The 23,723-nt window shown below is 60.2% G+C and carries 19 protein-coding genes and 1 pseudogene; 11 read left to right on the top strand and 9 right to left on the bottom strand.

Annotation, left to right across the window (positions count from 1 at the left end; genetic code table 11):
- Positions 1–768 (top strand): IS21-like element helper ATPase IstB, encoded by a 768-nt coding sequence (gene istB / locus P9220_RS08950; RefSeq protein ID WP_309765432.1) that lies wholly within the window; start codon positions 1–3, stop codon positions 766–768.
- Here the strand turns inward: istB and P9220_RS08945 are convergent.
- Both P9220_RS08945 and P9220_RS08940 read right to left on the bottom strand, forming a co-directional pair.
- Positions 711–1,397 carry a hypothetical protein gene (locus P9220_RS08945; protein ID WP_309764530.1) on the bottom strand — a complete coding sequence of 229 codons (687 nt, stop codon included), beginning with the start codon at positions 1,395–1,397 and terminating at the stop codon, positions 711–713. The two genes, istB and P9220_RS08945, sit on opposite strands and share 58 nt — an antisense overlap.
- Positions 1,398–1,510: 113 nt before the next feature.
- Complete coding sequence (locus P9220_RS08940; protein WP_309764529.1) at positions 1,511–2,590, bottom strand: lysozyme inhibitor LprI family protein; 1,080 nt, start codon at positions 2,588–2,590, stop codon at positions 1,511–1,513.
- A gap of 41 nt (positions 2,591–2,631) precedes the next feature.
- Here P9220_RS08940 and P9220_RS08935 point away from each other — a divergent pair, with 41 nt between their 5' ends.
- Positions 2,632–2,874 (top strand): helix-turn-helix domain-containing protein, encoded by a 243-nt coding sequence (locus tag P9220_RS08935; protein WP_076926612.1) that lies wholly within the window; start codon positions 2,632–2,634, stop codon positions 2,872–2,874.
- Here P9220_RS08935 and P9220_RS08930 read toward each other — a convergent pair.
- Positions 2,869–3,468 carry a recombinase family protein gene (locus tag P9220_RS08930; protein ID WP_309764528.1) on the bottom strand — a complete coding sequence of 200 codons (600 nt, stop codon included), beginning with the start codon at positions 3,466–3,468 and terminating at the stop codon, positions 2,869–2,871. The two genes, P9220_RS08935 and P9220_RS08930, sit on opposite strands and share 6 nt — an antisense overlap.
- A 276-nt stretch (positions 3,469–3,744) precedes the next feature.
- Here P9220_RS08930 and P9220_RS08925 point away from each other — a divergent pair, with 276 nt between their 5' ends.
- Positions 3,745–4,407 (top strand): hypothetical protein, encoded by a 663-nt coding sequence (locus P9220_RS08925; protein WP_309764527.1) that lies wholly within the window; start codon positions 3,745–3,747, stop codon positions 4,405–4,407.
- 2 nt (positions 4,408–4,409) lie between these two features.
- Positions 4,410–5,612, top strand: coding sequence for an XRE family transcriptional regulator (locus tag P9220_RS08920; protein ID WP_309764526.1), 1,203 nt, complete (start codon positions 4,410–4,412; stop codon positions 5,610–5,612).
- Between the two features lie 788 nt (positions 5,613–6,400).
- On the opposite strand, the gene P9220_RS08915 is transcribed toward P9220_RS08920, so the two are convergent.
- From P9220_RS08915 to P9220_RS08895, 5 genes are all read right to left on the bottom strand, one after another.
- Positions 6,401–11,380 (bottom strand): type ISP restriction/modification enzyme, encoded by a 4,980-nt coding sequence (locus tag P9220_RS08915; protein WP_309764525.1) that lies wholly within the window; start codon positions 11,378–11,380, stop codon positions 6,401–6,403.
- A 121-nt stretch (positions 11,381–11,501) separates the two neighbouring features.
- Entirely contained in the window at positions 11,502–12,251 is a 750-nt protein-coding gene (locus tag P9220_RS08910; protein WP_309764524.1) for a ComEC/Rec2 family competence protein, read from the bottom strand.
- An 88-nt stretch (positions 12,252–12,339) separates the two neighbouring features.
- Positions 12,340–13,128 (bottom strand): TatD family hydrolase, encoded by a 789-nt coding sequence (locus P9220_RS08905; RefSeq protein ID WP_309764523.1) that lies wholly within the window; start codon positions 13,126–13,128, stop codon positions 12,340–12,342.
- A 24-nt stretch (positions 13,129–13,152) separates the two neighbouring features.
- Complete coding sequence (gene lolD / locus P9220_RS08900; RefSeq protein WP_309764522.1) at positions 13,153–13,866, bottom strand: lipoprotein-releasing ABC transporter ATP-binding protein LolD; 714 nt, start codon at positions 13,864–13,866, stop codon at positions 13,153–13,155.
- A complete protein-coding gene (locus tag P9220_RS08895; protein ID WP_309764521.1) occupies positions 13,859–15,112 on the bottom strand; it encodes a lipoprotein-releasing ABC transporter permease subunit in 1,254 nt (417 codons plus the stop codon). The genes lolD and P9220_RS08895 overlap by 8 nt, the downstream gene beginning before the upstream one ends.
- A 203-nt stretch (positions 15,113–15,315) precedes the next feature.
- Here P9220_RS08895 and P9220_RS08890 point away from each other — a divergent pair, with 203 nt between their 5' ends.
- The 7 genes and pseudogenes from P9220_RS08890 (at position 15,316) to P9220_RS08860 (ending at position 22,776) form a co-directional block, all read left to right on the top strand.
- Positions 15,316–16,413: a regulator gene (locus tag P9220_RS08890; RefSeq protein WP_309764520.1), complete on the top strand. Its 1,098-nt coding sequence runs from the start codon at positions 15,316–15,318 to the stop codon at positions 16,411–16,413.
- A gap of 13 nt (positions 16,414–16,426) precedes the next feature.
- Complete coding sequence (gene recJ, locus P9220_RS08885; RefSeq protein WP_309764519.1) at positions 16,427–18,127, top strand: single-stranded-DNA-specific exonuclease RecJ; 1,701 nt, start codon at positions 16,427–16,429, stop codon at positions 18,125–18,127.
- Between the two features lie 447 nt (positions 18,128–18,574).
- Positions 18,575–18,745, top strand: a pseudogene (locus P9220_RS27045) (hypothetical protein); the annotation flags it as partial.
- A 72-nt stretch (positions 18,746–18,817) separates the two neighbouring features.
- Positions 18,818–19,090 (top strand): hypothetical protein, encoded by a 273-nt coding sequence (locus P9220_RS08875; RefSeq protein WP_309764517.1) that lies wholly within the window; start codon positions 18,818–18,820, stop codon positions 19,088–19,090.
- A gap of 75 nt (positions 19,091–19,165) precedes the next feature.
- Positions 19,166–20,270 (top strand): peptide chain release factor 2 gene (gene prfB, locus P9220_RS08870; RefSeq protein WP_309764516.1). Its coding sequence is split into 2 segments (ribosomal slippage): positions 19,166–19,237 and positions 19,239–20,270, totalling 1,104 coding nucleotides; the frame shifts between segments, so codons are not numbered across the junction.
- 87 nt (positions 20,271–20,357) lie between these two features.
- On the top strand, positions 20,358–21,884 hold the full coding sequence (lysS, locus tag P9220_RS08865; protein WP_309764515.1) for a lysine--tRNA ligase: 1,527 nt from the start codon (positions 20,358–20,360) through the stop codon (positions 21,882–21,884).
- 187 nt (positions 21,885–22,071) lie between these two features.
- Entirely contained in the window at positions 22,072–22,776 is a 705-nt protein-coding gene (locus tag P9220_RS08860) for a glycine zipper 2TM domain-containing protein (RefSeq protein WP_309764514.1), read from the top strand.
- Between the two features lie 69 nt (positions 22,777–22,845).
- Here the strand turns inward: P9220_RS08860 and pssA are convergent, their stop codons facing one another.
- A complete protein-coding gene (gene pssA, locus P9220_RS08855) occupies positions 22,846–23,712 on the bottom strand; it encodes a CDP-diacylglycerol--serine O-phosphatidyltransferase (RefSeq protein ID WP_309764513.1) in 867 nt (288 codons plus the stop codon).
- Between the last annotated feature and the right edge of the window lie 11 nt (positions 23,713–23,723).

Below are 23,723 nucleotides of genomic sequence, written 5' to 3'. Positions count from 1 at the left end.
ATGAGCCTCGCTGAAATTGACCGCGCGCTGCGCGAACTGCGTCTGTCTGGCATCAGCGCGACGCTGGAAACGAGGGTGCTGCAAGCCCAGGCCAGCCAGCAGCCGTTCCTCGAAACCTTCTCCATGATTCTGCAGGACGAGCTCGATCGGCGGCAATCCAGGCTTCTCGAACGACGTTATCAGCAGTCCGGTCTGGACGAGCGAAAAACCTTGAGTGACTTCGACTGGTCCTTCAACCCCAAAGTACCTCGTCAGGCTTGCTTCGAGTTACATACCCTGAAGTTCGTCGCCGACAGCGACAACGCATTGCTGATAGGAAAAACGGGCACCGGCAAAAGCCACGTCGCCAAGGCCATCGCCTACAACGCCACCCTGCAGGGAAGGAAGGTGCGCTACGTCGAGTCCGACACCGTGTTCGCCGGCTATGCTGTGGAAACGCGGGCCGATCAGGACCGTCTGCTCAAGGCACTCGTTGAGCCCGAACTTCTCGTGCTTGACGATCTGTTCCTCGCCAAACGCATCCCTGATGCCGCGGCCGAACTGCTGCAGACCCTTGTTCACCAACGATACAAGCATCGCCGCAGCATTCTCGTCACATCCAACCGCATCGTCCAGGACTGGGGGCGCTACCTTCGCGACAGCACCATGGCCTCGACGATTCTTGACCGTCTCCTGCATCGCTCAAAACTCCTCGAGTTTGAAGGAAAGAGTTATCGCCTCCGGGAAGCAGCGACCAGGCTTGCCGTCACTGAGGAATCCGACGCATAATCCACTGGTCCTGCCTGGGGGAATTTAGCCGCCCACAGGTGGAGGAGTTTGAACTGCCCATCCGGGAACGACGCGGCATTCAGGCCATTGGCTGGCAGGATATTCGACAGGGCTGTATTGAGCTTCGAGACGGCAGCCGTCACCGATGAAGTTTGCGCCAGCGACGACAGAGTACCGCTGCCGGTCAGTTCCAGCGGATTGCCACTGGTGGTCAGTAATGCAGCGACCGCCGTCGTGAGGGTCGTCACGTTTCCGACCACTGGTGCGCTCGTCCCCTTGGGGATGCTGGCAACTACTGAAGCCAAAGTCGGATGCACGCCATTGGGATCGGACGCGACGATCAACAGCGGCGCGGTCAAGCCGGACAGCGACATCGAGTAGTTGCCCGATGCGTCACTGGTCGTCGCGACGCTCTTGCCGGTCGAATCGATCACCGTGATATTCGCGCCGACCACGCTGCCACCAACGGCTACGGTTCCAGCCATCGAAGTCGGTGTCGCATTGCTTGCCGTGCTATTGCCCGAACTGCCACCGCCACATGCTGCCAGCGCGAAGACAGCAGATACTGCGACCGTCGCCGCTGCCATCCCCGAATGAATACTGCGTCCCGCTCGTTTATTCTCGTTCATATAGGACCTTCTCGTTGTTCTAGTGATGATGAAAAACAGCACCAAGCCGGGCAACGAAACTGCGTGTCCCGAATTGATGCTGCATGGGATTCTAAAGCCGCCGAGTGCTGCGCTTACATGGAAGAAAGGCGTTCGATGCGGTCGTTCATCGCGTGAAGAAGACATGCCGCATCGCTGCACGCGTTCCGCTCGTTCGTCAGCCAGTTGCGCTGATCTACCTTCAGGGCATTGGGGTCCTTCGACTTCGCGCGGGCGGCACTGTAAGCGGCAGCCAGACGCCGATCCGCGTCCGCAGTCTCGGGTGTCGAACAGATCAACTTCTCGATGTCGGACGATGCCTTGGTGCAGTCAAAGCTAGGATGAACACCCGTCGTGCCAGTTGCATCCTGTTGCGGCGTCGTCGTCGATGCCGACTGCGCTACTGCATTGGCTGTCGGTACCGATGATGCGAGAGATGTGTTGACGGCCTTCTCGGGTTCCACCGGTTGCTGCGCCGCTTGCGTTGCAGTGTCCGACGATGCCGGTACTGGTGCCGCCGAAGTCGCTACGTCACTGCCCACCGATTGACCATCTGCGACGGCCTTCGCTGCTTCATCACTGGACGCCGAACTGGCGGCTGCTTGTGCTTCCGCCGTACCACTTGCCGAGAACGGCTTCGCTTCCGACGATGCAGCGGCCTGAGTCCCCGGCCCGAACACTATGCGATCAAGCGGCACAAGGAAGTACAGGCCGATCAAAAGAACAATGAACAATCCACCGGTCAAGAAGACCCGCGCACCAAACTCATAGTAAAAGCGTTGCTTCGCCAACTCGCCCGCACTGCTGGCGAGGATGATGTCGGGCTGCCCCGCATTGCGAGCGAGAAATCCCAATTGCCATGCCTTTGGGGCTAGGAACAGGAAGACGACCGCAAAGCCAACACAGATTGCTATGTCCGTGCGTAACCCTTCTGTGTACGCGCCGTAGGCCAACGCTGCGAAAGCGAGGGCACCGACCATGCCCCAGAACCAACCAGCAACGTTGTTGACCGCTTGGTCATTCTTGGCGCTCTTCGCCGCTGCTACGGCGGCGGCGATGTCTGCGCCGCAGTGTTTGCATCGGATCGCTAAATCCTGAATCTCTTCTGCACAGAATGGACACTTTCTCATTGTTAATCCCCCGAATGTTTCTGGTTCCACCTCAAAGGTGACCATGGTCCGTCGAACTGGACGATGTTACCCCACACGATGACGGGATGCCAATTAGCACCCGTCAAAGCAAGGACCCATCCTTAATCGCGCTCGGCGAAGCGATTCGCCGCCACCGTGAAGCCAAAGAACTATCGCAAGAGCAGTTGGCCCTGCTCGCTGACGTTGATCGAAGCTATGTCGGTCGTGTTGAACGTGGCACCAACAACGCCGCTACATTGACACTGAAAAGACTGGCGAACGCGCTCGACATAACTTTGGCCGAGTTGATAGCCGAAGCCGGGTTATGAGACAGTCGTCGGTTGCGCGGCTGCTGACTGCGGATTCACCACCGCCAGTACACTCGCCCGTGAAATGCCGTAGGTCCGCGCCAAAGCACTGACCGTCTCGCCCGCAGCGTACTTGCCCTTCATCTCTTCGCGTTGCGCTGGCGTCGTCTTGGATGGCCGACCAAGGGTTTTACCTTCGGCCTTCGCACGCGTAAGTCCGGCTTGTGTGCGTTCGACAAGCAGTGAACGCTCCATCTCCGCAACAGCCGATAACATCGTAAGCATTAGCTTTCCGGCAGACGATCCAAGGTCCAGCTTCCCAAGTTGAAGCACGATGACTTCAATCTTTCGTTCGGCCAACGTCCGCACGGTCCGCAGCACATCTTCGGCATCACGGCCAAGTCTGTCGAGACGAGATACGACCAGCGTCTCGCCGTCCCTGATCTTGTCCAACATCGCGACGAACTGCGGGCGCTGCGACGCATGGGTCTTGCCGCTGATGGCTTCGTCGGTGAACCAGTAATCGAGTTTGAAACCGGCGTTCTCGATTTCGAGACGCTGATTCTCGGTTGTCTGTTCCCGCGTGCTTACCCGACCGTACCCGAAGATCGCCATAGACACCCCGAAGGCGTTGGAAAAGGGTGTCAGAATATCACCGCCTGTCGGAAATTGTCAACCCTATATTTCCAACGGTTCGTGGGATTGCGTCCGACCACTGTTAGCAAACGGTGGGTTCCCGGCATGCCGACACGCAAGCTCGACGGGCTGATCTCTCGTCTACGCATAGGCTTCACCATCGCACCCGGTTAACGCTATACTTGTCTCGCGTTCAGCTTCAAAACGAATAATTTTTCACAATAAATCCGCATCACACGTTGGTAGGAGCCTACTTTGACCCTGCAAGCTGTCCGCCGTCCTCTGAAAGACGATCTGATTCAGTACATCGCATCCCGCACACCGGCAATATTCTTTCAGCGTGTTGTGGAAGAAATCGAAGCTGGTCATTCCGACGCGCACCGGCATGCGGTTACGTTCGATGACCCAGAGAGGTTCCGGGTGCATCCGCAACTGCAACACTACAGGTCGAGTGCAGCGTTGCGCAAAGCGGCAGACGTTGCCGGGATGGTCGTCGCTGCCCCGCACACCGAACCTAAAGGTGAACGCTTTAGTCTTGTCGCCAGCGGTGAGATACGCTTCGGTCAGATTTGCGTTCCCTTCAACAACAGGACGCCAAGACAGGCCAAACATCGCCAGATGATTGCTGCCGTCAATGACCGACTGGAACCAGCAAACCGTGACCTCTTCACCGGGAATGCAGAACCGCTTCCCGATGGCTTGGGCTGTTTGATCGTCGCTGTTAAGCCGCACCGACGCGAGCCGCAATCGGTACCCTTCGGCGTAATGGTCGGTGTGCCTTATAGCAATCTCACAGACTGGCACCTGTTCGTGCCTGTCTCCGATGTGATGGCTGCATACCACCCAGAAGAGAAGATCGAAGTCCCAGACTTGGCGTTTGCTACCTTGAAGCGCCGCATGGGCGAATCGGAAAAGTAACAATGCGAATTGGAGTTTCAGGCTTTCAGCCCGAACGCCTTATACAGGCCCGTCTTTGCCGTGGGCTGACGCAGACAGCGTTGGCGGCGAAGGTGGGGAAGTCGTCGGGTACCGTCTCGAAGTGGGAGAAGGGCGATCAAGTTCCCGAATCGGAGGCGCTTCAGCGCCTGTCCGATGAACTTGGTATGCCGACTTCATGGTTTCTCACCGCTCTACCGGACTACGGGGACAAGGTCTGTTTCTTCAGAAGCACGGCGGCAGTTACCAAGGAAGCACAAACAATCTCTGACATCCGCCTGAAGTGGCTGAATGAGATAAGTCTCGTCCTTCAGGAGTGGGTCGATTGGCCTGCGGTCAACATTCCGTGCCTCGGCGCGAATGACCACTTGAAGATCACTGACGCCGACATCGAACAAGCGGCGCAAGCATGCCGCCGACAGTGGAATCTTGGCCTTGGTCCGATCTCGGATATGGTGCTTGTGTTGGAGAATGCTGGTGTCATTTGCGTTCGTGAAGAACTCGGCTACACCCGGATGGATGGCGCGTCAAAGTGGTTCGAAACCGATGGCCGCCCATACGTATTCCTTGCTGCGGACAAAGCTAATGGTGTCCGCAGCAGATTCGACGCCGCTCACGAACTCGGACATCTGGTTCTGCACCGGGACATCGATGACATAGAGTTCATGAAGCGGTATCCCGAGATCGAACGGCAAGCACATCTGTTCGCGGCTGCATTTCTGCTGCCCGCTGAAACGTTCGCGGCGGAAATGATCCGACCTAGTCTTGATACTTTTCTCGCACTGAAGCTGCGCTGGAAGGTGTCAGTCGCCGCAATGATTATGCGTTGCCGTCAATTGGAGATCATCGACGACGCTTACGCGACCCGTCTGTGGAAGAACTACAGCGCACGCGGTTGGCGAAAAGGTGAACCGCTAGACGACCGACTTGGCTTTGAATCGGTCCGCCTTCTTCCCCGTACCACCAATCTACTTCTGTCTGAGGGCGGCCTGACCAAGGAAGGACTTCTTGCATCAGTGGGATTCGGTGCAACTGATTGCGAAAGGCTTTGCGGACTGCCGGATGGATTCTTCAGTCACCAACCAAGCGTCTCATCATTGGACGCAGTTCGATTGAAGAAACAGTCCGCTGACGGGTCGCCGACCTTGCCAACAGGAACAGTGTTGCAGTTTCCGCGTAAGGCGTGACGGGGCGATATGCAGCGCGATTGCAGACACAAGTGAGAGGGGCTGCGATCTGAATCCGTCGCCTTCGTCAACGGGCTTGGAATGTAGCAATAGATGGAAGCATTCGGCTACAGTCGTCGGCTACATTAGTGCAATGCCGCCGATAATATTTTCCAGCGGCACAACGGCACGCCGACCGGATCACCATGACATCAGGTAGGTCAATGTTATGGCAGGGGCCCGTCACCACTAGTAGGAGGTCTCGACCACGGGTAGGCGGTCTGCACCAGTGGGTATATGCACCAGTGGGTGTCCGCACCAGTGTGTCTGCACCAGTGGGTGTCTGCACCAGTGGGTGTCTCCACCAGTGGGTGTCTGCACCAGTGGGTGTCTCCACCAGTGGGTGTCTCCACCAGTGGGTGTCTCCACCAGTGGGTGTCTGCACCAGTGGGTGTCTGCACCAGTGGGTGTCTGCACCAGTGGGTGTCTGCACCAGTGGGTGTCTGCACCAGTGGGTGTCTCCACCAGTGGGTGTCTCCACCAGTGGGTGTCTCCACCAGTGGGTGTCTCCACCAGTGGGTGTCTCCACCAGTGGGTGTCTCCACCAGTGGGTGTCTCCACCAGTGGGTGTCTCCACCAGTGGGTGTCTCCACCAGTGGGTGTCTCCACCAGTGGGTGTCTCCACCAGTGGGTGTCTCCACCAGTGGGTGTCTCCACCAGTGGGGTCCCACTATCGGGGAAGTCAGCCGTCTGCAAGCGAACAATAGGTCGGGCCTAAATGATTGCAGTCGCCGACCGTTGCTAGCCGATCACACAGTCATTGCATCCGAAGCACCGTCCGCCCCGACTAACTGATCTACAGTCGGACCCGGCTCCTGAATGTCTAGAGGCGGCAATGACTTCACGATCTTCATCGTTTCGAGACTGACCGTCACGACACGCTGGAACAGTTCCAACGGGTAACGTGCATTGTTCATTGTCTCGATGGCGTAATCGTTGGCGTCGTTAACGATGCCGCTAGCACTATCGATCCGCACCTGCTGACGATCAACCACCCAATCCAACGCTGGTTTGCCATTGACTACATATTCATAGGCTTCCAGCGGTATCCCCTTCACCGTGATCTTATCGTTGTAGATGAGCGTCGTGAGGTCCTTGTCCTTGCCCTTCTTACCGTACTTCATCTTCGAGACACGATAGTCGGCATCCGTCAGTAGTAGCCCACCGCCTTCGATCTGCAACGGATACATCTCAACTGCCTCATAATTGACGTGCAAGTCAGCGAGCCTCCGACCGGCCTTCGAGAAAGTCCAGAAGTCGGCGGCTGACTTCATACATGGTACGCGCGGCAACTCCTTAGACAGATTGTCGGCATAGCGTTCCAGATAGTCCTGGGAATGCAGCAAACCGTAGACGTAGTAAAAAACGTCGTTCTTGCCGATCTGTTCGCCCGGATACACGGATTGGAAATACGCCAGCCCCTCGTCGGTCAACGCGTCGCGGCGCGCTGTTTCGTTACGAGTATCGAACAATCCAACTTGCTGCTCTTGGTCCTCGACATCGTCCTCTCCGGCCTCATCATAGAAATACAATGGAAAGCATTGCGCACCGCCGTCCGGCTGCAAACAGACTACCTTGTCGATCATCAACGCTATTTGGCCATCCCCCATCGCCCAATTACCTTTAACCATGATCGCTCGATTTTCGGCATTTTTCGCAGGAAAAATGCGTGGCATCTTCAAAATCATCTCATTAAACTGGCGATTCAGATATAGCCACTGCTTACTATATGGGCGATAAATGCTTTCCGTCAAACAATCTCGATCAAAAGTGTATTTCCTACCTTTGACCAATTCACTCTTTAAGCCTCTAGACCAGCTAATTTTAGAAGCGTCCGTATTTATGAATCCGTTAACTTGAGCTTCTCTAGATTTTTTGTCAAATTTGCTACAGGCTACGTCAAAGCGATCGACCTCCCTATTATAGAATTCGATCATCTTCTTCATATTATTTTCGACTTGGCTTTTCGATGCGTTATAAGCCCACGCATCACGATTCGTCACAACCCCTTGAGAATAGTCCGAAAAGAGCTTTGCAACAGCCCCTTTCTTATCTCCAATAGCAATGTACTCTTCAAAGTAATCGTCGCGTTGATTCAACCAATCACCATGCTGATCTGGACTTAAAGTCCGCCAGCCTCTGGCTTTAGTGATACCCTCGATACTAAAATAATCCCTTATTTTATTCAGCTTCTCTTCGCGACTTAGGTAGTCGCCAATATCGTGAAAGTAAATATTCCCATGCTGCGCGGCACCCGGATTTTTTACTAAGATAGAGATCGCAATCGGGGCACGGCTACCGCTACCAAAAATCTTACCCCCTTCCTTGCGCGACAGTTCACCGGAAGTGCGTTGATTACCGCGCAAATGGAAGACATACATGCTTGAGAAGTCGTCAGCAAGACATTTTCGTAGACCATCCGCAGATGCAGCCTCCAAGAAACCTGCATTGGTAACAAATCCGACAACGCCACTATTTCCGATTCGATCAGTGGCCCAACGGATCGCTCGGATGTAGCTATCGTAAAGTCCTCGCGAGAGTGCTGCATCCGAACGTTCAACGTATGTATTGCGAATACGGTCATCTAACTGCGGATATTCAATATTCTGGTTGTTGTCGTTCTGACTGCCTTGACCAATAGAATATGGCGGATTTGCCATAATGACCCGGATGTCCAGCTTCTTCTGGCGCTTACGGCGTGCGCTGTTCTGCACCAGCAGCGCATCCACCAAGTCTTCCTTCTCATACATCTGAAAGGTATCAGTCAGGCAAATGCCTTCGAAGGGCTGGTACTTCCCGCCGACGATGCCGTGATACACCGCTTCGATGTTGATGCACGCAATGTAATAGGCCAGCAGAACGATTTCGTTCGCATGGATTTCGTGCTTGTACTTGTGCGGCAGTTCTTCGGGCTTAATCAGGCCGCTTTGCAACAACCGGGTTACGAAGGTGCCCGTTCCGACGAAGGGATCGATTATGTGAACGCCCTTGCTACCAAGGGTCTGCCCGAATTCGGCTTGCAGCACGTCGGCGACGCTGTGGATGATGAAGTCCACGACTTCGACCGGCGTATAGACAATCCCCAACCGCTCGGTCATCTTCGGGAAGGCATTGCGGAAGAACTTATCGTAAAGCTCGACGACGATCTTCTGCTTGCCCGCCGCATTGTCAATGCCTTCTGCCCGCAGCTTCACGCTCTCGTAGAACCGATCCAGCGTGTCGGCTTCCTTGTCCAGCCGGTGTTCTTGCAGCACATCCAGCACGCTCTGCATTGCCAACGACATCGGGTTGTGCTTCGCGAAGCTGTAGTCTGCGAATAGGGCATCGAATACCGGCTTCGTGATGAGATGCTGCGCCAACATCTCAATGATTTCGCCATCCGTAATGCTGCCGTTTAGGTCATCACGCAGTTCTGCTGCAAATTCGTTGAACGCATCCCGTTCCTTCGCGTTGGCAGGGTTCTCGATGATGCCGGTGATGCGATCGATATGAGTCCGGGCGATCTTCGAGATGTCATTCGCCCAATCTTCCCAATGGTGACGGTTGCCGACCTTCTGAACGAGCTTGGCATAGATGGCCTTCTCGATCTCACCGATCTCGAATTGCAGTTCGCCCTGATCCGGTGCCGTTCGCTTCTTGGCTGCTTCGCCAATAGTGAAACCACCCTTACCGGCATCCTTGTTCTTCGGCCCCTTCGACTTCTCCTGTTTCTTCTGGATTTTGTCGGTGATGGCGATGACTTCCATCTTGCTGGTGTTCGGCCCGTTTAGTTCAAGCTTGTTCACCATCGCGTCGAAGCGGTCATCGTGCGAGCGCAACGCTTGCAGCACCTGCCACACCACCTTGTAAGTCTGGTTGTCGTTGAGGGCTTCGTGCGGTGCGACGCCAGCAGGAATCACCACCGGCAGCACGACATAGCCGCGTTTCTTGCCCGGTGCATTGCGCATGACGCGACCAACGGACTGGACTACGTCAACCTGTGAATTACGTGGCGTCAGGAATAGCACCGCATCTAATGCCGGAACGTCCACACCTTCGGACAGGCAGCGCACATTGCTGAGGATGCGACAGGTATTCTCAGGCGTCTCGGCCTTCAGCCAAGCCAATTTCGCTTCCTTCTCGCTGGCATTCATGCCGCCATCGACGTGCTCGGCTTCGCAGCGAAGCCGCGCCGCCTGTTCGAACTCTTCTGTCTCTTCTGCTGCCTGATACGCTTCGACGACAGATTGGAACATTCCGGCGATTTGCTTCGAACTAACCTTATGCGTCTTCGCACCCTTCGAAACCTCAATGACCTGACAGAAGGCCACGGCACGTTTCATCGGATCGCCGTCGCCGATCAGGTCTTCGGTAAGCCCTTGCTTCGAAAGCGCCTTCCAGCACCCGACGATCTTGGCCGCGTCGTCCACCTTCAATTGGTTGTTCTCGTCGCGCAGCAGGTCTTGAAGACGGCGGCTGACGTGCGCTTCCTCGACTGCCAGCACGATCACCTTGTAATCAACCAGCAGCCCGCGTTTGACGGCTTCCGAGAACGTGATGACGAACAGTTCTTCGCCGTACAGCGCTTTATCGTCCATCGAGCAAAGCGCCACGTTGTCACGTTCCGCAGTAGCCTTGGCCGAATCGCCATAGATGCGCGGCGTCGCCGTCATATACAGACGCTTGGCGGCGCGGATGTAGTCCGCGTCATGAACCCGGACGAAGGTGCTCTCGTCATCATCACCGAAGGTCGCGCCGGTCGTGCGGTGGGCTTCATCGCAAACGATCAGGTCGAAGTCAGCGAGCTTGAAGTCTTTCTGCGCGCGGCTGATTACGTCGATGGAGTGATAGGTGCTGAAAACGACGCTCATATGTGATGCGTCGTGACGCTTCGCCATCTCGTCCGCCAGTCGTGCCGAATTCGTGGTCGCCGGATAGCGCAGTTCATGGACGAAGGTCTTCACTTCGTCGTCTTCCTTCTTGCGCTTCTTCCCCACATCGCTATCGGAACACACGGCGAAGCTATGAAGCGGCGTCTTGGCTTCTTGCGTCCATTCGGTCAAGGTCTGTGACAGCAGCGACAGGCTTGGAACCAAGAACAGCACACGCTTGCCAGCACCGGCCACCGTTTCGGCAATCTTCAAGCTGGTGAACGTCTTCCCCGTACCGCAAGCCATAATCAACTTGCCACGGTCAGCGTCCGCCAGACCATGAACAGCGGCGTCCAGTGCGTTAGTCTGGTGCGGGCGCAGTTCCTTCTTCGCCTTGATGACCGGTGCAGCTTTCGGCTGATACTTCGACCAATCGATCTGACTCTCTTCAAGGGCGGTCAAGTCGATCTTGCTAACGGGCGGCTGCTGATCCAGCAAGGCATCTTCAGCGTGATCGCTCCAATGATCGGTCGTGGCGACGATGATCCGTCGCGAGAAGGGCTTCTTACCTGATGCTGTGAAGAAGCTATCGATGTCGCCCTTCTGGACCTTATAGTCCGGCGCATACATCTTGCACTGTATGGCATGGATTTCATCCGTGCCGCGAGTCTTCGCAACAAGGTCAATACCGGCGTCTTGCGCCGTTAGTCCCCGCTGTTTTGCCCACTCGGCGTAGGTCCACACGTCGCTGTAGAGATCACGGTAAGTGGCTTCGTTCCGCAGATAGCAGACGATCAAATCTTCGAAATAGGTCCCCTTCTCGCGCTCAGTGACGGCGGCGTGGCGGAACGTATCGAGCAGCTTTTCGAGTGCGGTCATGTGTAATTGTCACTTGCAGAATGGCCTTGCAGCCATGAAGCCGACATTATGCCTTTCGGACAATCCGTTTTCGCCTATCAGAACAGCCGAGACGCGGGAAGAACGAAGCATTGTGTGTTCTTCACCACAACAGTGCAACCAGATGACTCGTGCCGGTTGCGCGCATGATGGCCCAGTCGTCGTCGCTGACGGATTCCTGCGCGCCCACCGCAAGCGCCACGATGATCCCGCGATGCAGCGCGCTCCCGAGCACCGTCTCGATGCGCTGACGAATATGCCCTCGCCATCGATCGATGGCGAGCCACGGACCGATCGCATCGCCGGGAAGTCGACGCGGCGCACGCGCGAGCGATACCGATCCCGTCGCCCGAATGCCGCGCTCGAGCAGGGCCACTTCGCCGTCGCGCAGCGAGAAGTTCGCGTTCGCATGCGGGCGTTTGAGACGCGCGGTGAGCGTCCACCGTTGACCGGCATGCAACGTAGGCGGAGCATGCGTCGCCGTCGGCACCCAAAGCAGCCTCACGATCTTCGGGAAGTCGTACAACCCCGCGCCGTTCGCCTCCACTTCGAACAGAAAGCGCGTGCCTTGCGGATGTGGCTCAGGCAAACCGCGCACGAAGCCGGTGAGTTCGATATCGCGCTGCTCGTACTCGACCGGCAAATGCGGACGCAAGCGAATCTCGGCGCGCAACGCCGCAAACGCGAAGCCCGCGACGACCGCCGCGATCACGAATGCGCTGATTCCGAACCGGCGGCGCGCGATGCATCCCGCGCTCAGTGCAATGCAGACAGCCACGCAACAAAGCAGCAAGCCCGGCAAACGCGCCTGTTGCTGCAGCCACCCGACACCCAACGCAAACCCCAGCAACATCGCACGCACTCGTTCCTCTTTCATCGTCGACGCGAACGCATCCACCCGGACACCATCAGTGGTCCGAATCGAATGACCCTGCGAACGATTATGAAGAAGCGAGTCCCAGCCGGGGAAGCGCCGCGCGCGCGTTAGCCGTTGTGCCTAGGGAAAGCGCGGTTTCGTCGATGCCGCGCAGCTCCGCGAGCACCTTCGCGATGCCCGCGACCTGATCCGGCGTATTGCGGCCCCTGTACCGCCACGCAGGCGCGATATCGGGCGCATCCGTTTCGAGCACGATCGCGTCGAGGGGAAGCTCCGCCGCCAGCCGGCGAATCTGACGCGCGCGCTCGAACGTCAGATTGCCGCCGAAGCCGAGCCGCATGCCCTGCGCGATGAACGCCTCGGCCTGCTGAAAGCTGCCGTTGAACGCATGCGCGATGCCGCAATGAATCCGATTCACGCGCAAGCCCTTCAACACCTTGTCCTGCGACTTGCGCACATGGCAAATGACCGGCAAATCGAACTCTCGAGCGAGCTTGAGCTGCGCGTCATAGAAGAATTGCTGGCGCGCGTCGTCGAGCGTCGGGACGAAGTAATCCAGCCCGATTTCGCCGATGCCGACGAAGAGCGGATCGTCGAGACTCGCCGCAATCCGTTCGCGCAACACGAGAAGGTCATCCTCGGTGGCGCGCGGCGTGAAGAGCGGATGAATGCCGAGCGCATACGCCCCGCCTTCGATGCGATGCGCGAGCACTCGCACGGTATCGAAGTTCGCGCGCTCGACGCCCGGTATCACGATGCGCGTCACGTTCGACTCCACCGCCGCGCGCGCGACGTCATCGCGATCCGCGTCGAACTCCGAGGCATCGAGATGACAGTGGGTATCGATCCACATGGCGCGCTCCGTGGTCCGCGACGCTCAGACCGGCACCGACGGCTCTTCGTGCAGCACGCCGTCGCGCAAACGCATGATGCGGTCGCAACGCGCGGCGAGATCGGCATCGTGCGTGACGATCACGAAGCTCGTCTCGAGCGTCTGCGACAGTTCCAGCATCAGATTGAAAACCGTATCGGCGGTGCCGCCGTCGAGATTGCCGGTAGGCTCGTCGGCCAGCACGCACGCCGGACGCGTGACGAGCGCACGCGCGATCGCCACGCGCTGCCGCTCGCCGCCCGACAGCGCGCCCGGCCGATGCTTCGCACGATGCCCGATGCCCACGCGTTCGAGCATCGCCATCGCCTCCTTGCGCGCCGCGTCCTCGGGCATGCGGCGGATGCGCAGCGGCATCGCGACGTTATCGAGCGCGGTGAATTCCGGCAACAGATGATGGAACTGATACACGAAACCGAGGGCGCGATTGCGCAAGTCGTTGCGTTCCTTTTCCTTCAGCTCGGTGAACGGCTTGCCGAGCAGCGACACCTTGCCCGCGCTCGGTTCGTCGAGTCCGCCGAGCACATGCAGCAGCGTGCTCTTGCCCGAGCCGGATGCGCCGACGATCGCCAGCTTTTCGCCGCGCCGCACTTCGAGCTGCGCGTTGTCGAGCACCTGGACGTTGAAGCCGCCCTGCACGAAGGTCTTCGAAATCGCCGACGCGTGCAGCACGATATTGTTGTCTGGAATCATGTCACTCATAACGCAATGCCTCCGCCGGACGCACCTTCGCGCCGCGCCAGCTCGGATAGAGCGTGGCCAGCGACGACAACAGGAACGCGATGACGCCGATCTTCGCGACATCGCCCGGCACGAGCTCGGACGGCAGCTCGCTGATGAAATAGACCGAAGGCGGCAGGAACTGCACGCCGAACAGATGTTCGATCATCGGCACGAGCCACGGAATGCTCCACGCGATGAGACAGCCGAGCGACACGCCGAGCGCCGTGCCGATGAAGCCGATCGTCACGCCCTGCACCACGAATATCTTCATGATGGAGCCGGGCTGCGCGCCGAGCGTGCGAAGGATCGCGATATCGGCCTGCTTGTCGGTGACGGTCATCACCAGCGACGAAACGAGATTGAACGCGGCCACCGCGATGATCAGCGTGAGGATGATGAACATCATGCGCTTCTCGATCTGCACGGCGGAAAACCACGTCTTGTTCTGCTGCGTCCAGTCGCGGATGTACAAATCGCCGGACAGCGTATGCGACAGTTGCCGCGCGACTTCGGGCGCGCGCTGCATGTCTTTCAGGCGAAGGCGCACGCCGGTCGGCGCGGGCAGGCGAAAGAGCGCTTGCGCATCGCGGATGGCGATGAGCGCGAGCGTCGAATCGTATTCGTAGTGCCCGGACTCGAAGATGCCGACGACCGTGAACTGCTTGAGCCGCGGCATCATGCCGGCCGGCGTGATCGTGCCTTCGGGCGCGACGAGCGTGATCCTGTCACCGGTCATCACGCCGAGGTTCGTCGCCAGATCGCGGCCGAGCACGATGCCGAATTCCCCCGGCACGAGATCCGCGAGCTTGCCCGCGCGCATTTCCTTCGCGATGTCCGACACTTGCGGCTCCAGCGACGGCTCGACGCCCCGCAGCGCAACGCCGCTCACCGCACCTTGCCGCGTCAGCAGCGCCTGCGCTTCGACATACGGCGCCGCGCCGGTCACTTCCGGATTGCGGCGCGCTTCCTGCGCGGTCAGTTGCCAGTTGGGCATCGACCCGGTCGGCGAGAAGATTTCGACGTGCGCGAGCACCGATAGCATGCGGTCGCGCACTTCCTTCTGGAAGCCGTTCATGACCGACAACACGACGATCAGCGCGGCGACGCCGAGCGCGATGCCCGCCATCGACACGAGCGCGATGAAGGAGATGAAGCCGTTGCCTGTGGTGCGTTTGCTGGCGCGCGTGTAGCGCCAGCCGATCTGCCATTCGTACGGAAGTTTCAAGCGAATCCCTGTGTCTGCTGTTGCTGTCGCGGCCGTGAACCGATGCGGGGCATGGCCGGAATTTGCGAAAGTTTGCCATAGGTGGCGTGAGCGCCGTAACAAACGGGCGCTGGCATCGGCCATTCGGCGGAGTGCGCAAAGGCCTTTCGGCGGGCGATTCGCAGCGTTCCCCCGACGCGCGTGGCATCGGCGCATGCCCTACAATGCCGACCATCATGCCCGTTCCCGACCTTCACCTTCTTCTGCCGTTCGCTTTGCCCTCGGCGGCGGACGCCGCCACTGCGCTGCACGGACTAGAAAGCGCGGCGCTCGACAAGCTGCTCGCCCGCGCCACGCTCGAAGAACGCGTGATCGGAGAGGATTTCCAGCGCACGCTGCCGCACGAACGCTGGATCGCGCAGCGCTTCGGCGTGGTTACGCAGGGCGCCGGTCAGCGCCACGCCGACGACGCCCCGCTCGCCCCCTTCATGCTTCTCGCCGATGGCGGCACGCCCGGCGATGCGTCGTGGGCTTGCATCGAGCCGGTTCATGTCCGGATCGCGCACGATCATCTGGTATTGATCGATCCCGCCACGCTCGGCGTGCGGACCGAAGAAGCGCGCGCGTTGCTTCAGACGGCGCGGCCGGTGATCGAAGAACTGGGCATCGCGTTGCAGGCGCCGACGCCGCTGCGCTGGTACGTGTCCGGTGAAGCGCTCGGCGCGCTCGCGGGGGCATCGCCGTTGCGCGCGACCGGACGCAACATCGAAATCTGGCTGCCGCACGAAGCCCGCACGGGCGAACGCTCGCGCGCATGGATGAAGCTGCAGAACGAAGTGCAGATGGCGTGGTTCGAACATCCGCTCAACGTGGAACGCGAGTCGCGCGGCCTGCCCGCGATCAACTCCATCTGGCTGCATGCGCAAGGCGCGATGCGTCCCGTCACGAGTCCGTTCGCACGCGTCATGTCGGATGCCGCCGCGACGCGCGGGCTGGCGATCGCCGCCGGCATCGAAGCGCACACGCCGCCGGAAAGCCTGCCCGCGCTCGTGAAGGCCAATGCCGAAGGCACGGCGCTCGTCGAACTCGATCCGTTCTCCGCGCCGTTCATCGAGCAGGACTGGGCGCGCTGGAACGCATCCCTTCGGGCGCTCGAGAAGGACTGGCTCGCGCCCGCGCTCGACGCGCTGTCGAACGGTTCGCTCAAGCGCCTCGGCATCACGCTGTGCGGCGACACGGGCTCGGTGACGCTTTCCGTCACGCGTTCGGATTTGCGCAAGTTCTGGCGTCGCCGGCCGATTGCGGCGCTTTTCATCGAATGAAGGCCATAGCCGAATGACCCGAATCGTTACGCGCGTTTCGTCTCCCGCCGACGCCGAAGCGCTGATGCGCCACGGCCTGCATCCCGTGATCGCGCGGCTTTATGCGGCGCGCGGCGTCACGTCGCCGGATGAGATCGAAACCGAATTCAAGCGCCTGCACGCGCCCGTCGGCCTCAAGGGTTGCGACGATGCCGCCGTCGTCCTCGCCGATGCGCTCGCTGCGAAAAAGCGCATGCTCGTCGTCGCCGATTACGACTGCGACGGCGCGACCGCCTGCGCCGTCGCCGTGCGCGGCTTGCGCATGTTCGGCGCGACCATCGACTATCTGGTGCCGAACCGCTTCGAATACGGCTACGGACTGACGCCCGAAATCGTCGATCTGGCCGCACGCTCGCCGCTCGGCCCGCCCGACTTGCTGATTACCGTCGATAACGGCATCGCCAGCGTCGAAGGCGTCGCGGCGGCGAATGCGCTCGGCATCGACGTGCTCGTCACCGACCATCACCTGCCCGGCGACGAATTGCCCGCCGCGCGCGCGATCGTCAACCCAAATCAGCCGGGCTGCGGGTTTCCGAGCAAGTGCATCGCGGGCGTGGGCGTCATGTTCTACGTGCTGCTCGCGTTGCGCGCCGAATTGCGCCGGCGCGGCGCTTACGGGAATGCGCCCGAACCGCGTCTGGACGGCCTGCTCGATCTCGTCGCGCTCGGCACCGTCGCGGACGTCGTGAAGCTCGATGCGAACAACCGCATCCTCGTCGCGCAGGGACTCAAGCGGATTCGCGCGGGCCGCATGCAGCCGGGCATCGCGGCGCTGTTTCGCGCGGCGGGCCGCGATGCGCGCGCCGCATCGGGCTTCGATCTCGGCTTTGCGCTCGGACCGCGGCTGAACGCGGCGGGCCGGCTGTCGGACATGTCGCTCGGCATCGAATGCCTGACTACCGACGATATCGGCCGCGCGTGGGAACTCGCGCAGCAACTGGATTCGATGAACCGCGAGCGGCGCGAGATCGAAGCGGGGATGCAGCAACAGGCGCTCGCCGAGCTGCAAACTTTCGATCCCGGCGAGCGCGCGACGCTCACGCTTTTCGATCCCGGCTGGCATCAGGGGGTGATCGGCATCGTCGCGGGGCGGCTGAAGGAGCGCTTTCACCGGCCGTCGTTCACGTTCGCGCACGCCGACGACGCCGGCACGCTTTCCAAAGGCTCGGGCCGCTCGATCCCGGGCTTTCACCTGCGCGACGCCGTCGATCTGATCAGCAAGCGCGAGCCCGGTCTCATCCACAAGTTCGGCGGCCACGCAATGGCGGCGGGCCTCACGCTCGCCACCGCCGATATCGCGCGCTTCACCGCCGCGTTCGAAACGGTCGGGCGAGAATGGCTGACGGCCGAAGCGCTCGCTCGAACCATCGAGACGGACGGCGAACTGGAGGATGCGTACTTCACGCCGCAATTCGTGGAACTGATCGACGCCGCCGTCTGGGGCCAGGGCTTCCCGGCGCCGACCTTCTCCGGCGAATTCGATGTCGCGTCTCAGGCGCTCGTCAAGGAGAAGCATCTGAAGCTGTCGCTCATGCGCGGGCGGCAGCGCTTCAACGCGATCTGGTTCAATCACGTCGATCCGTTGCCGCCGCGCGCGACGGTCGCGTACCGGCTCGTCAGCGATTCCTGGAACGGCGTGGCGCGCGTGCAAATGATCGTCGAACACGCGGGTTAGAAGGGCATTCATTCGGCTTGACGGCCCCTCGGAAATCTTCTATTCGATGACATCTATAATCGATGGATTTCCGAGCCGAAGGCTTTTGTTTCCCGATGGATTCCCAGAAAATAAATCTGCGCAATGTGACGCTTTGTGCCGTCGATTGCATTAATCCCGTGCTCGCATCGAGAGCACTCGATATTTCAAAACGGGGCTGCCTGTTCGGCGATTCGGTTTTACTGACTGATAAACGCGTCGAAAGCAATTCACGAATCGCGCTGATTCCGGCAATCGGATCGCGAGAAGAATACAGTGCGTTCATACTCAAGCACTTGCTGCGGCACGTTTCGACGCCGTGGGTCTTGCTGATCCAATGGGACGGTTTCGTCGTCAATCCGTCGGCGTGGACGGAAGATTTCTTCTCGTGCGATTACATCGGCGCGCTGGCCGTTTCATCACGACGGGATGTCCGTCGGCAATGGCGGCTTTTCGCTGCGTTCCCGGCGGCTTCTGGAGATACTCGCAACCGACGAACGGTTTCCGCCGCATCCGCAAATCGTCGAAGACGAACTGATCTGCCGCACATATCGCCCACTGCTGGAACGCGAATTCGGCATTCGCTTCGCCGACGAACAGCTGGCCGATCGTTTCTCGCTTGAATTCACGCGCGCTTCACAACCGCCCTTCGGTTTTCACGCAGTTTTCAACATGAATCGTTTTGTCGAAGACGCCGACATTATCTTCTTCGCCGAAAACGCGCATCTGCGCTCGGTGCAAACTACCGACTTTCTCGATCTGTGCCTGAGTTGCCGGAAGGAAGGCAGGACGTCCGTTACGCGCGCGCTGTATTCGCGCGTGCGTTCGCGCTTTTCGCCGGAGCAGATCGCGCAGACCTACACGCTGGACTTGTTCCAGCTCACCGCCGACGAGGCCGCCGAGCACGTCGCGGCATGCGAAGCATTGCTTGCCGACTCGCAGTGAAACTGCCGCAGGCGCGTCAGGCGCCACGTGTCGATCGGCTATAATTGCACCTTTTTACGAAGCCGAAGATCGACAATGGAAGCAGAACGTCTCAACGCGATCGAAAGCCTTCTGGCCGACCTGCGCCGCCGCGCGGACGAGCTACGGGGGTATCTTTGACTACGACGCCAAGTTCGCGCGTCTGACCGAAGTCAACAAGGAACTCGAAGACCCCAACGTCTGGAACGATTCCAAAAACGCCCAGGCGCTCGGTCGTGAGAAGAAGCTGCTCGACGGCGTGGTGACGACGCTGACCGCGCTCGGCAACGATCTGCGCGACGCGCAGGACCTCTTCGACATGGCGCGCGACGAAAGCGACGAAGACACCCTCGTCGCCTGCGAAGCGGACGCCGCAGCGCTGAAGGCGCGCGTCGAAGACATGGAATTCCGCCGGATGTTCTCGAACCCGGCCGATCCGAACAACTGCTTCATCGACATTCAGGCGGGCGCGGGCGGCACCGAGGCGTGCGACTGGGCGTCCATGCTGCTGCGCCAGTACCTGCGCTACTGCGAGCGCAAGGGCTTTAAGACCGAAGTGCTCGAAGAATCCGAAGGCGATGTCGCCGGCATCAAGAGCGCGACCATCAAGGTCGAAGGCGAATACGCGTACGGCTATCTGCGCACCGAAACCGGCATTCACCGCCTCGTGCGCAAGTCGCCGTTCGATTCGTCGGGCGGCCGGCATACGTCGTTTTCGTCGGTGTTCGTGTATCCGGAAATCGACGATTCGATCGAGATCGAAATCAATCCCGCCGATATCCGCACGGACACGTATCGCGCATCCGGCGCGGGCGGCCAGCACATCAACAAGACGGACTCCGCCGTGCGCCTCACGCACGCGCCGACGGGCATCGTCGTGCAGTGCCAGAACGACCGCTCGCAGCACCGCAACCGCGCCGAAGCCATGCAGATGCTCAAAGCGCGTCTCTACGAATTCGAGATGCGCAAGCGCCAGGCCGAACAGGACAAGCTCGAATCGAGCAAGACCGATGTGGGCTGGGGCCATCAGATCCGCTCCTACGTGCTCGATCAGAGCCGCGTGAAGGACCTGCGCACCAGCGTGGAAATGAGCAACACGCGCGCCGTGCTCGACGGCGACCTCGACGACTTCATCAGCGCGAGCCTGAAACAGGGCGTCTGACCGCCGGCGCGGATATCGGCTTCGATATCCGCGTTTTTCGTTTCGACTCACCGCGCATCCGCCTCGCCCTAAAAGCCAAGAATCATCATGACCGAACCGACCCAGACGAGCGCCGCTCCCGAACTGGAAGACAACCAGATCATCGCCGAGCGCCGCGACAAGCTGCGCGCGCTGCGTGAGCAAGGCGTCGCTTATCCGAACGACTTCCGCCCGACGCATCAGGCCGCCGCGCTGCAAACCGAGTACGCCGAAACCGACAAGGAAGCGCTCGAAGCGAATCCCCTGCCCGTGGCGCTCGCCGGCCGCATGATGCTCAAGCGCGTGATGGGCAAGGCCAGCTTCGCGACGGTTCAGGACGGCAGCGGCCAGATCCAGTTTTTCGTGACGCCCGCCGATGTCGGCGCGGACGTCTACGAGGCGTTCAAGAAGTGGGACCTGGGCGATATCGTCGCGGCGCGCGGCGTGCTCTTTCGCACGAACAAGGGCGAACTGTCGGTGCGCTGCACGGAGCTGCGGCTGCTGTCGAAGGCGCTGCGCCCGTTGCCCGACAAGTTCCACGGTCTCGCCGACCAGGAAATGCGTTATCGCCAGCGTTACGTCGATCTGATCGTGACGCCGGAATCGCGCAAGACGTTCATGGCGCGCACGAAGGCGGTCACGTCGATCCGGAACTTCATGGCGCAGGCGAACTTCATGGAAGTCGAAACGCCGATGCTGCACCCGATTCCCGGTGGCGCGGCGGCGAAGCCGTTCGTCACGCATCACAATGCGCTCGACATGCAGATGTTCCTGCGCATCGCGCCCGAGCTGTATTTGAAGCGGCTGATCGTCGGCGGCTTCGAGCGCGTGTTCGAGATCAATCGTAATTTCCGGAACGAAGGCGTTTCGCCGCGTCACAACCCGGAATTCACGATGATGGAATTCTATGCGGCGTTCACGGACTACCGCTGGCTGATGGACTTCACCGAGCAACTGATCCGCCAGGCCGCAATCGATGCGCTCGGCACCGCGACCATCATGTATCAGGGCCGCGAACTGGACTTGAGCAAGCCGTTCCATCGGCTGACGATCAACCAGGCCATTCAAAAGTACGCGCCGCAATACACCAACGAGCAATTGAACGACGGCGTGTTCGTGCGCGCGGAGCTGAAGAAGTTCGGAGTCGATACGACGCAGCCCGCGTTTCTGAATGCCGGCATCGGCGCGCTGCAGCTGGCGCTTTTCGAAGAAACAGCGGAATCGCAGTTGTGGGAGCCGACGTATATCGTCGATTACCCGATCGAAGTGTCGCCGCTCGCACGCGAGTCGGACACCGTGGCGGGCATCACGGAGCGCTTCGAGCTGTTCATCACGGGGCGCGAGATCGCGAACGGCTTCTCGGAGCTGAACGATCCGGAAGATCAGGCTGCGCGCTTCCAGAAGCAGGTCGACCAGAAAGATGCCGGCGACGAAGAAGCGATGTACTTCGACGCCGATTACATTCGCGCGCTCGAATACGGCATGCCGCCGACAGGCGGATGCGGCATCGGCATCGACCGGCTGGTGATGCTGCTGACCGATAGCCCCAGCATCCGCGATGTGATTCTGTTTCCGCATCTGCGTCGGGAGGACTGAGCGGTACGCTCGGTTTATCCACGCTGAAAAGCGCGTCCTGCGGGGCGCGCTTTTTTATTTCCGGTCGAGGCTGGCATCCAACGTGCTTTCCTAACGAAAACACGAAGTTACACTCTGAAAAAGCGCCGATCGCACGCTTGCACCAGAATCGATGGCGTCGGCACTTTGCCTCGAACGGAGGTTCAGCATGGATAACGGGACCAGAAAATTCGCGTCGTCGCCCTCTTCCGACGCCAGCCAGCCGCAACCGCAGCAGCGGCGTCTGCATCCGCTCGTCGCGACGGCGGCGGGCGCGGTGATCGTGGCAAGTCTGGCCGCGACGGCAGCGATTACAGGGGTATTTCCCAGGGCGTCGAGCACGTCCGCTCAAAATCCGCAGACGCAGACGGCGGCCGTCGCGCCACAGCCGGTGGTGAGCCAGGCCGCACCCGCGCCCGCACAGCCGGTCGCGCAGCAACCCGCTCCGCAACTCTCTCCGCAGCCGGTGCAGCAGGCGCCTGTCCAGCCGGCGCCCGCACAACCTTCCTACGCGCAGCAGCCGCCGCCGAAAGCCGCGTACTGCTCGACATGCGGCACAGTCGAAGCTATCTCCGCCGTCCGTCGCGAAGGACACGGCACGGGTATCGGCGCGGTCGGTGGCGCGGTGGCCGGGGGTGTCGTCGGCAACCAGTTCGGGCGCGGCGGCGGACGCACCGCGATGACCCTGCTCGGCGCGCTCGGCGGCGGTCTTGCGGGCAACTCGGTGGAGAAACACATCCGCAGCGAAACCGATTACTCGGTGCGCGTAAGGATGGAGAACGGCAAGACGCGTTATTTCACGTACAAGCAGCAACCGCCATTTGCGCAAGGCCAGCATGTGCGGGTGCGCAACGGCGTGCTGGAAGCGGGTTGATTGCGTGTGAATGAAAAGAGCGGCGGGCTTGCAGGCCGCCGCTCTTCCCGATGCCGATAAACCCGCGCGTCAGTGATCGCGCTGCGAACTGCGCGCCGGATTCGGCCTGCCGCGCATCGCCATGTAGGCCCACCAGACGTATCCGGAGAAGCCGTACAGCACGAAGAGGCAAAACAGCATGACGGGCGGATCGGACGATACGAGCACGAACGCCACCACGATCAGCAGCACGCCCGCGAACGGCACGCGATACCGCACGTCGAGCGCCTTGCCGCTATAGAACGGCGCGTTCGACACCATCGTGACGCCCGCGTAGATCGTCAGACCGAACGCGACCCACGGCAGCCACACGAGCTTGAGCGGCACGCGGTTATCTGTCGCGAGCCACACGAAACCGGCGATCAGCGCGGCTGCAGCCGGCGACGGCAAGCCCTGAAAATAGCGCTTGTCGACCACGCCGACGTTGGTGTTGAAACGCGCGAGCCGCAGCGCCGCGCCCGAGCAGTAGACGAACGCCGCAAGCCAGCCCCAGCGCCCGAGATCCTTCAGCACCCATTCGTACATCACGAGCGCGGGCGCGACGCCGAACGACACCATGTCCGAGAGACTGTCGAACTGCTCGCCGAACGCGCTTTGCGTATGCGTCATGCGGGCAACGCGGCCGTCCATGCCATCGAGGACCATCGCGACAAAAATGGCGATGGCCGCGATCTCGAAGCGCACGTTCATCGCCTGAACGACGGCGAAGAAGCCGCAAAACAGCGCCGCCGTGGTGAACGCATTCGGCAGCAGATAAATGCCGCGCTTGCGGAGAAACTGCTGCCGCTTCGCGCGCCGCGTCTCGACGACGCTCACGTCCTGAATGGCCTTGTTGCGGCGGAACGCGCGCGGCGGCGTCGCGTTCGCGCGGTTACGGCGCGTCTTGAATGCCGCCATCGGAACCTCCG

This window comes from Caballeronia sp. LZ016 (genome assembly GCF_031450805.1).
Classification (GTDB): domain Bacteria; phylum Pseudomonadota; class Gammaproteobacteria; order Burkholderiales; family Burkholderiaceae; genus Caballeronia.
The sequence above is the reverse complement of the archived record's forward strand: the minus strand, read 5'-3'. Positions and strand labels throughout refer to the sequence as shown.

Coding starts and splice junctions, on each gene's coding strand:
- P9220_RS08910 (WP_309764524.1), bottom strand. CDS start 12,251: ATGTTGCTGGGGTTTGCGTTGGGTGTCGGGTGGCTGCAGCAACAGGCG.
- P9220_RS08905 (WP_309764523.1), bottom strand. CDS start 13,128: ATGTGGATCGATACCCACTGTCATCTCGATGCCTCGGAGTTCGACGCG.
- P9220_RS08860 (WP_309764514.1), top strand. CDS start 22,072: ATGGATAACGGGACCAGAAAATTCGCGTCGTCGCCCTCTTCCGACGCC.
- lysS (WP_309764515.1), top strand. CDS start 20,358: ATGACCGAACCGACCCAGACGAGCGCCGCTCCCGAACTGGAAGACAAC.
- P9220_RS08935 (WP_076926612.1), top strand. CDS start 2,632: ATGCCAATTAGCACCCGTCAAAGCAAGGACCCATCCTTAATCGCGCTC.
- P9220_RS08930 (WP_309764528.1), bottom strand. CDS start 3,468: ATGGCGATCTTCGGGTACGGTCGGGTAAGCACGCGGGAACAGACAACC.
- istB (WP_309765432.1), top strand. CDS start 1: ATGAGCCTCGCTGAAATTGACCGCGCGCTGCGCGAACTGCGTCTGTCT.
- P9220_RS08920 (WP_309764526.1), top strand. CDS start 4,410: ATGCGAATTGGAGTTTCAGGCTTTCAGCCCGAACGCCTTATACAGGCC.
- P9220_RS08940 (WP_309764529.1), bottom strand. CDS start 2,590: ATGGTCACCTTTGAGGTGGAACCAGAAACATTCGGGGGATTAACAATG.
- P9220_RS08915 (WP_309764525.1), bottom strand. CDS start 11,380: ATGACCGCACTCGAAAAGCTGCTCGATACGTTCCGCCACGCCGCCGTC.
- P9220_RS08875 (WP_309764517.1), top strand. CDS start 18,818: ATGAATCGTTTTGTCGAAGACGCCGACATTATCTTCTTCGCCGAAAAC.
- P9220_RS08890 (WP_309764520.1), top strand. CDS start 15,316: ATGCCGACCATCATGCCCGTTCCCGACCTTCACCTTCTTCTGCCGTTC.
- P9220_RS08945 (WP_309764530.1), bottom strand. CDS start 1,397: ATGAACGAGAATAAACGAGCGGGACGCAGTATTCATTCGGGGATGGCA.
- recJ (WP_309764519.1), top strand. CDS start 16,427: ATGACCCGAATCGTTACGCGCGTTTCGTCTCCCGCCGACGCCGAAGCG.
- pssA (WP_309764513.1), bottom strand. CDS start 23,712: ATGGCGGCATTCAAGACGCGCCGTAACCGCGCGAACGCGACGCCGCCG.
- lolD (WP_309764522.1), bottom strand. CDS start 13,866: ATGAGTGACATGATTCCAGACAACAATATCGTGCTGCACGCGTCGGCG.